14 protein-coding genes are annotated in these 12,348 nt (G+C 45.8%); 6 read left to right on the top strand and 8 right to left on the bottom strand.

Annotated features, from left to right (window positions below):
- Positions 1-110 precede the first annotated feature (110 nt).
- The 4 genes from bioB to bioD are packed head-to-tail and all read left to right on the top strand — an operon-like array spanning position 111 to position 3,786.
- A complete protein-coding gene (gene bioB / locus BSQ33_RS02735) occupies positions 111-1,163 on the top strand; it encodes a biotin synthase BioB (RefSeq protein ID WP_088133198.1) in 1,053 nt (350 codons plus the stop codon).
- Positions 1,147-2,307 carry an 8-amino-7-oxononanoate synthase gene (bioF, locus tag BSQ33_RS02730; RefSeq protein WP_088133197.1) on the top strand — a complete coding sequence of 387 codons (1,161 nt, stop codon included), beginning with the start codon at positions 1,147-1,149 and terminating at the stop codon, positions 2,305-2,307. Before bioB ends, bioF begins: the two co-directional genes overlap by 17 nt.
- 1 nt (position 2,308) lies before the next feature.
- Positions 2,309-3,109, top strand: a complete 801-nt coding sequence (gene bioC / locus BSQ33_RS02725; RefSeq protein ID WP_088134510.1) for a malonyl-ACP O-methyltransferase BioC — start codon at positions 2,309-2,311, stop codon at positions 3,107-3,109.
- A complete protein-coding gene (gene bioD / locus BSQ33_RS02720; protein ID WP_021019002.1) occupies positions 3,106-3,786 on the top strand; it encodes a dethiobiotin synthase in 681 nt (226 codons plus the stop codon). Before bioC ends, bioD begins: the two co-directional genes overlap by 4 nt.
- A gap of 101 nt (positions 3,787-3,887) precedes the next feature.
- On the opposite strand, the gene BSQ33_RS02715 is transcribed toward bioD, so the two are convergent.
- The 8 genes from BSQ33_RS02715 to BSQ33_RS21790 form a co-directional block, all read right to left on the bottom strand.
- Positions 3,888-4,526 carry a DUF1190 family protein gene (locus tag BSQ33_RS02715; protein WP_232471948.1) on the bottom strand — a complete coding sequence of 213 codons (639 nt, stop codon included), beginning with the start codon at positions 4,524-4,526 and terminating at the stop codon, positions 3,888-3,890.
- A gap of 7 nt (positions 4,527-4,533) precedes the next feature.
- On the bottom strand, positions 4,534-4,950 hold the full coding sequence (locus tag BSQ33_RS02710; protein ID WP_021019004.1) for a DUF350 domain-containing protein: 417 nt from the start codon (positions 4,948-4,950) through the stop codon (positions 4,534-4,536).
- A gap of 24 nt (positions 4,951-4,974) precedes the next feature.
- Entirely contained in the window at positions 4,975-5,613 is a 639-nt protein-coding gene (locus BSQ33_RS02705) for a YjfK family protein (protein ID WP_021019005.1), read from the bottom strand.
- A gap of 60 nt (positions 5,614-5,673) precedes the next feature.
- Positions 5,674-6,702 (bottom strand): potassium channel family protein, encoded by a 1,029-nt coding sequence (locus BSQ33_RS02700; protein ID WP_021019006.1) that lies wholly within the window; start codon positions 6,700-6,702, stop codon positions 5,674-5,676.
- 84 nt (positions 6,703-6,786) lie between these two features.
- On the bottom strand, positions 6,787-7,479 hold the full coding sequence (locus tag BSQ33_RS02695; protein ID WP_021019007.1) for a PspA/IM30 family protein: 693 nt from the start codon (positions 7,477-7,479) through the stop codon (positions 6,787-6,789).
- A gap of 5 nt (positions 7,480-7,484) precedes the next feature.
- Complete coding sequence (locus BSQ33_RS02690) at positions 7,485-7,877, bottom strand: DUF2170 family protein (protein ID WP_021019008.1); 393 nt, start codon at positions 7,875-7,877, stop codon at positions 7,485-7,487.
- 202 nt (positions 7,878-8,079) lie between these two features.
- Entirely contained in the window at positions 8,080-9,246 is a 1,167-nt protein-coding gene (locus tag BSQ33_RS02685; RefSeq protein WP_021019009.1) for a glutathionylspermidine synthase family protein, read from the bottom strand.
- Positions 9,247-9,531: 285 nt separating this feature from the next.
- The gene (locus BSQ33_RS21790) at positions 9,532-9,705 is read right to left on the bottom strand and encodes a hypothetical protein (protein WP_088133196.1); all 174 of its coding nucleotides are present in this window, start codon (positions 9,703-9,705) and stop codon (positions 9,532-9,534) included.
- 401 nt (positions 9,706-10,106) lie between these two features.
- Here BSQ33_RS21790 and htpX point away from each other — a divergent pair, with 401 nt between their 5' ends.
- A complete protein-coding gene (htpX, locus tag BSQ33_RS02675; RefSeq protein WP_021019011.1) occupies positions 10,107-10,970 on the top strand; it encodes a protease HtpX in 864 nt (287 codons plus the stop codon).
- A gap of 111 nt (positions 10,971-11,081) precedes the next feature.
- Positions 11,082-12,289 (top strand): IS3 family transposase gene (locus BSQ33_RS02670; protein WP_198298138.1). Its coding sequence is split into 2 segments (ribosomal slippage): positions 11,082-11,433 and positions 11,433-12,289, totalling 1,209 coding nucleotides; the frame shifts between segments, so codons are not numbered across the junction.
- Positions 12,290-12,348: the final 59 nt, after the last annotated feature.

The raw sequence follows: 12,348 nt of genomic DNA, 5'->3' as shown, positions 1-12,348 counted from the left end.
TTCATATTTAAATCTATTGTAAACCTTTATATATTTATTTTGTTGACAGTGTAGCGCTTCTGTTTAGACTAGCCAAGAAAAGTTGTCCTCATAAAAAGAAAGGAATACACGTGGAAGTTCGTCATGATTGGACGGTTGCAGAAGTGCAATCTTTACTCAATAAACCCTTCATGGATTTATTGTTTGAAGCCCAGCAAGTACATCGTCATTATCAACCGCATAACTATGTTCAGGTCAGTACATTGCTTTCGATTAAAACCGGTGCATGTCCTGAAGATTGTAAATATTGCCCGCAAAGTGCTCACTATCGCACCGATGTTGACAAAGAACGTCTGATGGAGGTTGAGCGAGTATTGGATGCGGCTCAAAAAGCGAAAACGTCCGGTTCGACGCGCTTTTGTATGGGAGCCGCATGGAAGAATCCGAAAGCGCGTGATATGCCACTGTTGAAGCAGATGATTTCCGGTGTGAAAGAGATGGGACTGGAAACTTGTATGACATTGGGAATGCTCACTGCCGAACAAGCTCAGGAACTGGCGCATGCCGGGCTGGATTACTACAACCATAACCTTGATACCTCCCCTGAATTCTACGGCAACATTATTACCACCCGAACTTATCAGGATCGTCTTGATACGCTGGCTCATGTCCGGGATGCAGGGATGAAGGTCTGCGCCGGTGGTATTATCGGCATGGGTGAGAGCACAAATGATCGCGCCGGACTGCTGGTTGAGCTGGCAAACCTGCCGACACAACCGGAAAGTGTGCCGATCAATATGCTGGTGAAAGTGAAAGGAACACCGCTGGAATCTGTTGATGATGTGGACCCCTTTGATTTTATTCGTTTGATCGCTGTTGCACGCATTATGATGCCTCAGTCCGCTGTCCGCTTGTCAGCCGGACGGGAGCAAATGAACGAACAAATGCAGACGCTCTGTTTTATGGCTGGGGCGAACTCTATTTTCTATGGCTGTAAATTACTGACGACGCCGAATCCGGCAGAAGACAGCGACATGCAACTGTTCCGTAAACTGGGGATTAACCGTCAGCAGGTGGTACAGAAACCGGACGAAATCGAGGAAAACGAGTTACTTGATCGCGTGGTTGAACGTGTTGCTGCGCGTCCCGGGAAAGATGACCTATTCTATGAAGCCGGCATTTAAACAACGCTTGAAGAGCGTTTTAGCTGAGCGCGAATCGCGAGGGCTGACGCGGGCGTTGGTCCCTATTGCACGTCAGAGCGGGGCGCAGTTCGTTCATCAAGGACATCAATATCTTAACTTTTCCAGTAATGATTATCTCGGACTTGCCACTGACCCGAGCCTGATTGCTGCATGGCAGGAAGGCCTTAGCCGTTATGGATGTGGCAGTGGTGCCTCACCATTAGTGACAGGGTTCCACCAGACGCATCAAACGCTCGAAGCCATGTTGTGTGAATGGTTGGGGTATGAGCGGGCGATTCTGTTTAATTCAGGGTTTAGTGCCAATCAGGCAGTTTTATTCAGTCTGCTACAGCGTGGAGATTTACTGCTTCAGGATCGTTTGAATCACGCCTCGCTGATGGAAGCCGGTACACTCTCGGCTGCCACGATGAAGCGCTTTCGCCATAATGATGTCGCCCATGTGTCGGCACTGTTGTCCGCAGAACACATCAATGTGGTGGTTACCGAAGGGGTGTTCAGTATGGATGGCGATTGTGCACCGCTGGCTGAATTGAGCGCTTGTGTGCAGCATCGAGCGGTCTTGATGGTTGATGATGCCCATGGTATCGGGGTGTTGGGTGAGCGTGGCATGGGTAGCTGTGCTGCTGCGGGAATCCATCCCGATCTGCTGGTTGTGACCTTTGGTAAAGCATTTGGTCTCTCGGGCGCTGCGGTGTTGTGTGATCGGGATACGGGGGATTACCTGACTCAGTTTGCACGGCATCATGTCTATTCGACCGCCATTCCACCGGCACAGGCTTATGCGCTGAGCCGGGCCATTGAAATGATTCAACAAGATCAATGGCGACGTGACAAACTCCGACAACTGCAGGCGCTATATCATAACTGTCTCGCTTGGCATGGTGCGACTTCGCTGTCACAAACGCCTATTCAGCCTCTGATCATTGGCAGTAGCGCCCAAGCTTTACAGTTGGCGAGTGCATTGCGGGAACAGGGGATTTGGGTGAGTGCGATTCGTCCGCCAACGGTGCCGGAAGGTACCGCAAGATTAAGAGTGACCTTGACGGCCGGGCACACTGAAGCTCAGGTTCGTCAACTGGCAATGACATTGCAGCAAGTGATGGAGCAGCTCGGTGAATATTGAAATGATCCAACATCCCTCATCATCGTCTGCTTCGCAGAGAAAAGCGCGCATTGCTGCAGCATTTGGCAAGGCCGCACACAGTTATGATCGCCATGCAGCTTTTCAGCGTGATGTCGGGTTGAAACTCCTCAATGAGTTACCACAGGATTTACACGGCTATGTTGTTTTGGATTTAGGTTGTGGAACAGGTTTTTTTTCGGAACAGATACGTCAGCGAGGTGCAGCCGTCATTTGTGCTGATATATCGCAGGATATGCTGGTTCAAGCCAGACAACGTTGCGGTATGTCCGGATTTGAATACTGTCACTGTGATGCTGAAGCTTTGCCTTTGGCCGATCATAGCGTGGATATCGTGTTCTCTAGTTTAGCGTTGCAGTGGTGTGACTCACTGGCGGTTTCATTCCGGGAAATCAAACGGGTTCTTAAGCCGACAGGGAAGGGCTATTTCTCGATTTTAGCTGCCGGCTCTCTTCTCGAACTGGAACAAGCTTGGGCGAAGGTTGATTCAGCCCAGCATGTGAACCGTTTTATCTCTGAGAATGCGGTAAAAATTGCGTTAGCGCAAGCTGAGTGCATACCGTATCAGATAGACTTATGTTCATTCGGGCTCTGGTACGACTCAGCAATGCATCTCATGAAAGATCTAAAAGGCATTGGTGCAACACATATTGACGGGCGGACGAATCGACTTATCAGTCATCGGATGCTTGCTCAGGTTGAGGCGGCATATCAAACATTTGCTAACCGAGAAGGGCTACTTCCTGCTACTTATCAGGTTTGTTTTGGGGTTATTCATCAATGATCGACGCACTATTTATTGCAGGTACAGATACGGATGTCGGTAAAACGGTCGCATCAAAAGCGATCTTACAGGCACTTGCTGCCAAGGATTTAAAAACGATAGGTTATAAACCTGTGGCGTCAGGATGTGAGAAAACTGAATCCGGTTTTCGTAATTCTGATGCGTTACATCTCATCAAGGTTTCTACTTGTCAGAGTGATTATGACAATATTAATCCTTATGCACTCGAATTAGCGACGTCGCCACATATTGCCGCGCAACATGCCGGTGTTGCGATTGATTTTTCGGTCTTAAGTGACAAGCTAGCACAGCATAAAGCCAATACCGATATTGTTTTGATTGAAGGTGCAGGCGGCTGGCGTGTGCCAGTGTCAGACTCGGTGTGTTTGTCTGACTGGGTGAAACAGGAACGCTTGCCGGTTGTTTTGGTGGTTGGTATCCAGTTAGGATGTCTGAATCATGCAATGCTAACGGCAGAAAGCATTCGGGCGGATGGTTTGGACATTATCGGATGGGTGGCAAACCGTATCAATCCGGGGACTGAACATTACGCGGATATCATTGAGATGCTGGAACAGAAAATGAACGCACCGAAGCTGGGGGAGATCCCTTATGTGCCAAGTGCGAAACGTCAGGAGTTAGGGCGGTTTATTGATGTCTCACCACTACTGGTTTAACCCGTTTCATTACCTATCACGATAAAAAATGCCGAGAAAATCTCGGCATTTTTTTATCGTGTGAGGATTGTTGTTGCCCCTCACTTTGCATTGCGGCTCGGTTAGCCTCCCCAGCTCCGGCTGGAAGAACCAAAGCTACGACTTGAAGAACTGCCCCAGCTTGATTTAGCCGATGATGTCGAGCCAAAACCACCGCGTGAGATTGTTCGAGTCACGGTTGGCTTGGGTTTCATTTGATCGCGATGAATTTTAACCGGATTGGTGCGATAACTGGAACTACCATACTTATTCCCGCTCGCACTGCGCCACTGATGGTAATAAGGGCTGTATGGGTAATCGGAATAGAACATCGGTTGTGAATAATAAGAACGGGGACCATCTAACATTCTGGCAAACATAAATCCGGCCATGGCTGGCATAAACCAACTATGATTGTTCGGATCCGAGCGACACATATCAACACCAAAATCGGCAATACACTCATTGAGTGAATTGTAGCGGGGAGCGGTCCGGGCTGATTCAGACACAGCATTTTGGTAAGCAGCCTTACACTCAGTGGTATAGCTTGGATTGTCGTTGATACAATCGTTAACATTCTTATAAATGACGGCATCTTTACCGCTGTCACCACAACCGGACAACGCAAGGCCGGCAATTGCAACGGTAATCGGGGCATAAGCGGCACAACGCCAGTCTTTCTTCATGTGTGCCAGAACAACTTGTTTACTTCTCTTCATCATCCGGCTCCTAGTAGGTCATACAGGCCGCATTTAACAGACCGACAGAGATAGACATCGCGGCCATCATAATAGCAGCAGGGATTTCATCGGCTTCGATTCGCTCTGCGAGTTTTGGCATAAAACCAAAGCGGACCACTAGGAAAGCGACAATTTGGGCAATCAGCGCGACGACACTCCAGACACAAAAATCAACGAGATTGACTGAGTTGCTGGCGGCACCGGCAAGCGCCAGAGAAAAGCCGATCATCGAACCAGCCAAGGCGATTCCTGCTGCGGTATTCTTATTATCTTTAACCAGTTTCCACTCATCATAAGGGGTAATTCGTACATAGATCAGTTTAAACAGGATTAGAAAGACCAGTGATATCACAAAGTAAAGTGAAAAATTACCGAGTCCAAGGAGTGAGTGACGTATAAGTTCCATAAATATTTCCTAATACAGCAATGATTATCCAATGATTTTAAAATCAGTCGGGGTGAGTTCAAAATAAGTGCTTAATACCAGACAGTGTTCAGCGTTGTACTGATTGAACACTTCTTCTCCAGCCACCATCAGGCCTTCAAAATAACCAGATTCAGTTTCGCGTTCGTAAACCATGACAAACTGATCGGTTTCAGTCACTGTGCCATCTTTGTGCCAAGTTTTTTCTGTCATGGCGACGGGCACAATATTATCCCAGGCTTTTTGAAATTGTTGGTCTTCTAATGACCAGTCTGTTTTGACGATGCCACTTTCAAGCAGTGTCTGCCATTGATTTTCAGTATCGATGGGGGACGTGTCATAGTAATAAAACATTTTCACTTCACGGACATCAGCGTCTTGCGTCCCTTCTTGTAAGACCTGCACATAACCATCGTCATCGGTATAAAAGCGCAGTAAGCGGGTTTGCTCGTCCAGTTTGACTTCACCGACCGCTTGAATCAATTGTGTGGGTGAGACCCCTTCGATAATCAATTCCGGTTCGATTAATTTGAGTTTGAGGGTATCAAACTCAAATGCGCCTCCCAGACGAAAACCGAGCACTTCAGGCGCTGTCGGTTCAGATGTTTGTGAATCATTTACTTTGTTCTTCAGCCAGCTAAACATGTATCACCTTGATTAAAGTCATGATGATGCGCTGAATAACGAGCGCTTATTCAAGCGAAGTTAGACAGACCATCGAAATTGATGAATGCGTTTTTCAGCGATATAAAATAGTTTGTCACCACCAGTTATTAATGTATCCAGTGGTGGGTTGAGTTCAATCCCTTGCCCGCGATCAACCGCAATCAGAATTGCCTCATATTGCTGCTTGAATTGCAGAAATAAAGCTTCAAGCGATGTTTGGCTCTGTCCGGTCGGGTAAATGACGGAATATTGGGTCATCCCTTTCTCTGAACTGAGCAATTCATGATGAAGTGTACTGGAACCCGGATCTACCGCTGCTTTTGCGAGCATTTCGACAGAAACGGAAGGAATGCATTCGACATTGGGACAGTGGTGTTTCAGAAGCGTACTGAGGCCTTCATCATTAAAATAAGCCAGAATATGGGCATTCGGGTTTTGACCGGCACAGAATAAAGCGGCAGAGAGGGTAATATCATCTTCCGGGTTATCAATGATAATACAGCTTGCGTGTTGGACTCCGGCCCGGTTCATGCCGGCCTGATCGGTGAAGCTGGTCACGCGGACGAACTCTATTTCTCCGGGACGCGGGTTCTCGATTTCCGGGCGGACACAAAGCACGATGGTACGTGGTGTATCTTGTTCGTGTTGTAACATATTGAGCAGGTGAAGGGTTCGTTGTTCGTTCCAGCCCAAGACTAAAATATGGTCATTCACTTTAATTTTCCGTTTGCCAAGTAAACTACGTTTCCAGTACAGAATGAACAGCGTGGCGATGCGACCAACCGTCAGGGCAAAGATTCCCAGCCCGACCGGAATAATAAACAATGCGACAAACCATTTACCCGCATCGGTCACCGGTGAAAAATCACCATAACCGACCGTTGAAGACGTCACGACGAGGTAGTAGACGAAATCGGTAAATGATTGTGTAATTGCTGTCTCGCCTATAGCATTCATTCCCAGCCAGCTAATCAGCAGATAACCACCAAATGCGAGAATAATGTTTTTCTCGTTCATCTGGGTAATTTGTGTGTATATCCAACGTCTTAATTGAATAAAGATAGGCATAATTGTTTTGAGTTCTATTGCTATGATGATCACGGTGTTGGCAGTTGTTCACACAACTGCCAACCTGTGAAAAGCGGGATCCTATTATTGGCCGCCTTTCAGGATACGCTCTAGTTCATCACTGGCTGAACTTGAGCCACCGGCGGTAATACCCGCTTCTGCCAGTTTGCGATCCAGACTTTGGCCACTGTTTTCTTCGGCCATTTCTGTGGCAGCTTCCAGTTGAGCACTCCGCTCAGCCTGACGCTTCTTAATCCGCTCTAGCGATTCAACGGCAGTATGCATTTTCGCATTGGCACCGACGTTCGTCGCTGAAACAGCACTTTGTGCTTTTTGTACCGCTTCATTGGCTTTGACCACATCGATCTGCTGTTCCAACTGGCGGAGCTTACTTTTCGCCTGCTTGATATTGGTTCGCATCACTTGCTCAGATTTCTTGAACTCTTCGAGATAGTTATTTTCCGTTGAAGATTCATTTCTGAGTTCGGCAACTTTTTGCGCACATTCAAGTGCGAGCTCTTGCGCCCCTTTTTCCATCGCGTTACGGGCATGGGTTTCGTATTCTGCGATCCCTTGCTCCTGCGAGGCTATTTTTTGTTCGGAGAGCTTACGTTTAGCCACAATACTGACTAGGGCTTCATCTGAACGTTTCAACTCTGCTTTCGCTTCTCGAATTTCTTGATCCAAAATACGCAGTGCTTGTTGATCGACAATCGCTTCTGCAGTTTCGTTGGCACCGCCTTTAATCGCGGTAAATAATTTTTTCCAGACACTCATAGTCATTACTCCGTGATTAATTCTTCCTGATACAACTCGATAAATGCTTCAACATTACGAAACAGGGTTTCAACCTCGATGAGGATGCTTTCTGCTTTGGACTGAGATGACAACGCACCAAAAGCCACATAGTAATCTGCCTGATTGATCTCATTAATCGCGATGGTTGAGAGAGGAAACATCTTGTGCGTTTTTAGAATCAGCGCATTGAGTTGTGCCTGATCTTTGGCATGTGTGGCTGGAAATAACACCACTTCAGCAAGAATCTGTTCACCAGCGACTGCAATATAAGCTTCGATACCGTCAGCATTGGTTACAATCAGAGTATCTCCCTGAGTTTTAACTTGCCAATCGTCATTGTGTTGAAGAATGGGCATCATTTCATGAATTTGCCACATAGGTTTCTCCTTGTTTTTGAAAATACAATCAACTAAAAGTCAGGCTATGTTCGACAGCCTGAAAACTGGCGTGTTGATGCATTTCACCTTTTTAATTATGGTTGATGCTACCTTGTCACTATCAAGAGAAAACAACAACCCCTGCATTATTTTTTTATTGATCATCAGGTCGATGATATCCACAGCTTGGCGGTGGTATCTGTCAGTCAATAATGATATGTGGCACATAGCGAGACATATCCTGTGTGACCCGCGAAACATCTTCCCGGATAGAAATTCCTGCTGCTTCTTGATTGACTAACCAACTGCCGACCAAGGTATAGTGTTGTCCGAATTTTGGTAAAGGATGGTAAGCCTGATAGATCACGCCCTCATCGCCATACGGTCCTTCGGTTCTGAGCGTCTGGCGGCCATTTTGGACAATGGTTATATTCGCACCTTCCCGAGCAAAAATCGGTTTAATCACATAGTCTTTCAGCGTGCCCAGATCTTTATCATCGGCAAAGTAGGCTGGTAAAAGATTCGGATGGTTGGGAAACATTTTCCATAACAAAGGTAGTAATGCTTTGTTACTGATAATTGACTTCCACATTGGTTCTAACCAGTTGACCGAAGCTGTCTGAATATTGGTTGCGTATTCTTCCCGGAACATAAATTCCCAAGGATAGAGTTTAAATATCCAATGGATCGGTTTATCGGTTAAATCAGTGAATTGACCTTGGGTGTTTAGCCCAATATCTTCGACATAAACAAAAGTGGTGGATAATCCGGCCTCTCGCGCGCAATCTTCCAAATATTGAACGGTGCCGCGATCCTCAACAGAGTCTTTACAACAACAGAGGTGAAGTGTTTGACCGGGCTGGTAAGTTGCCAACTGTTGGAAGCGGCTGATCAGTAATTCTTGCAGTAAATTACATTGATCGGCATCGCGGCGGATTTTTCCTTGGTTGACCATATCTTCCAGCCATAACCACTGCCAGAATGCCGTTTCATAAAGACTAGTGGGGGTATCTGCATTGTTTTCATACAACTTGGCAGGTTGTGTACCGTTGTATGCAAAATCGACGCGAGAATACAGGGACGGCTCACGTTTTTGCCAGGAATCATACAAGCCTTGCCACATGGGCTCGGGGATTTGGAATTTACGGAGCCAGTACTCATTCCCAACAACAGTATCCACAACTTCCAGACACATCTGATGGATGTCTTCAGTTGGTTTCTCTAAGTCATCTTCGATCTGTTTGAGTGTGAACTGGTAGTAGGCCGTTTCATCCCAGTAAGGTTCGCCATAAGCGGTATGAAATCCAAAGCCGAATTTTTTAGCTAAATCCCGCCAGTGTGGCCGTTCCTCGGTATTTAATCGAAGCATTGTTATATCGCTATAATCCGTGTGGTTGGCAAAATTGTCCAAATAATGAGCTGTCGGATAGATAAAATATCTAAAATTCAAGCGATTATATGAGTTTTACTGAGTATGCTTCAAGTCATTTATCAAGTAGTAATGAAAAATATCAACAGACATAACATTATTGGTTTTAGGTGAGACTTAATTGGCAGGAAAATGTTCCGAGTAAATGCGAACAACGAGGTGATGGCTGAACCGTAAAAATCAAAGCCGTCATCTGGCGCGATGACGGCTTTGAGAGAGAAAACGCTAGTGGGCTGCCGGATATGTATATTGCGCAGACTTTGCATGTGATTGATTTTGTTTTTTCTGCTCATATATCGGTTGGTCTATACCGAGTTGTTGCTTCGCTTCTTCCTCGGACAAACCCAAATGACAGCGTAATAAATCAATAGCCATTTGATAGTTGTTAGCTTCTGACATGACGGTTTCCTTTTTTATCATGTATGGAACGACATCGTACACGCTAAAAGTAGATGGCTTTCCGTGAATTGACAATAAGACTAAAGTCTAATTTATAGGGCTATCTTTATCGTTGAATGACGACCATTCCTGTGGTCGGGCGTTACATATCAGGACGTTCAATCTGAATTTGGCTGGTGTGATATTGTCATCAAATGTTGCAATTTACCGCTTCACCTTGTTTTTGAAATAGACGACCATACTTATGAATATATGGGTCAGTGCGCTTTATTTGGTGGTAAACAAAAGTTTACCATCAATAAAAATGGCGGATGGCTCTGTATAACAATTAGAGAATAGATCGTAACAGCATGAATTCAGCGAACGGTCAACTTGTGTAGTTTCTCCTGGGAGAGTGAGTCATGAAACGCATTTTGTTATTTTTGGCAACCAACCTTGCGGTTATATTGGTACTCAGTATTGTCTTGAATATTGTTTATGCCGTAACGGGGGTCAGACCGGGGAGTTTATCCGGCTTATTGGTGCTGGCCGCTGTGTTTGGTTTCGGCGGATCACTGATTTCATTGCTGATGTCTAAAGGCATCGCATTACGTTCAGTCGGTGGTATGGTGATTGAGAATCCAAGAAATGAGACTGAACACTGGCTATTTGAGACCGTGAAACGTCAGGCGAAGCAGATGGGGGTCGGTATGCCGACCGTTGCCATTTATGATTCACCGGACATGAATGCATTTGCGACCGGTGCAAAGCGCAATGACTCATTGGTTGCGGTTTCTACCGGGTTATTGCACAACATGACCCGGGATGAAGCGGAAGCTGTCTTGGCCCATGAGATGAGTCATGTCGCGAATGGCGATATGGTGACCATGACGTTGCTTCAGGGGGTCGTCAATACATTCGTCATCTTTATGGCGCGCTTTATCGCTGGTATTGTCTCTTCCCGGGATTCCGATGAAGGGGAGAGTGGTAATCCCATGGTTTACTTTGCGGTCTCCATCGTCTTGGAACTCGTGTTTGGTATTCTGGCGAGTATGATTACGATGTGGTACAGCCGCCATCGGGAATTTCATGCAGATGCCGGTGCGGCACAACTGGTCGGTAAACAGAAAATGATTGCGGCTTTAGAGCGTTTGAGAATGAGTCATGAGTCTCAGTTAGAGGGATCAATGATGGCATTTGGTATCAATGGGAAGCGTTCTCTGACCGAGTTATTGATGAGCCATCCACCACTGGAAAAAAGAATTGCAGCATTACGCCAACTGTAATGCTTGGCGATCTCACACATCAAAAAGGCTTCCGGTTGGAAGCCTTTTTTCTGACCACTGACCCGTCCTAACTAAGGTTGACACTTTTCCAGCCACAAATTGGAGAATGTCATGAAATCAATAGGTAAACGTACACAGCAAGATTATTCCCTTGCCTTTAAATTGGCGGTTGTTGAGCAAGTTGAAAAAGGTGAAATGACTTATCAACAGGCTCAAGAGCGGTATGGTATTCAAGGTCGCTCGACTGTTTTAGTTTGGCTTCGTAAGCATGGTCAACTAGATTGGTCTTTAGGCGCCTCTGAATTAAAGGGAAAAGGTATCGCTATGTCTCAGTCATCTTCCCCACAAACACCTGAACAACGCATTAAAGAGCTTGAACAACAATTAGAAGAAACTCAGCTAAAAGCCGATTTTTTCGAGGCTGTTGTAAAAGTCATGGACAGAGACTTCGGAGTCCGTCTTTCAAAAAAGCGCAAAGCCGAATTATTGAGGAAAAAACGCTTTCAAAGTTAACCGTGACAAAAGCTTGCTTGTTTATCGGGATTTCACGCCAAGCATACTACAAGCGCTGCGAAGCAGAAAAAGAACGAGTCTCCCATGAGACTCATGTGCTCATTGCTGTGAAGAAAGAGCGTCTGGTACAACCTAGAATAGGTGTCAGAAAACTAAAATATATTTTGTCACAAAAGTGTTTAATCATCGGCCGAGACCACTTGTTTGCTCTTCTTAAAGCGAACCAACTTCTTGTTCCAACAAGGCAAGCATACCATCGCACGACGAACAGCCATCATCGATTTCATTGTCACCCTAACATCATAAAATCGGGTTATGCGCCTGAGCGTCCCGAGCAGTTGTGGGTTGCAGATATTACTTATCTACCGACTCGTGAGGGAGAAACTTATCTCAGTTTAGTCACGGATGCTTACTCTCGGAAAATCGTTGGTTATCACGTTGATGACAACATGAAAACTCAATCCGTTAAGCAAGCGTTTATTCATGCGCTTAAAAGTAGAAGAACTCACCAACCACTCATTCATCACTCAGATAGAGGGTTACAGTATTGTTCGGCAGAGTATCAAACGCTTCACCAACAGAATGGCGTCAGTTGCTCAATGACAGATGGGTATGATTGTTACCAGAATGCGTTGGCAGAACGAGTCAATGGAATACTCAAAAATGAATATCTTCTTAACAAGCCTGCGAATTTAGAAGAAGCACGAAAGATGGTTGCAGAGTCGGTAAAAATCTATAATCAATATAGGCCACACACAGCTTTAAAATACAAAACGCCCGATGAAGTACATCGAGCGTTTTACTAAAATGTGTCAACCCATATCAGGACGGGTCACACTCTTCTTTAACTGTCATTGAACAGCGC

It is taken from the genome of Vibrio gazogenes, from assembly GCF_002196515.1.
GTDB lineage: Bacteria > Pseudomonadota > Gammaproteobacteria > Enterobacterales > Vibrionaceae > Vibrio > Vibrio gazogenes_A.
Note: the sequence above shows the minus strand (reverse complement) of the source record. Positions and strands in the feature narration are given on the sequence as shown.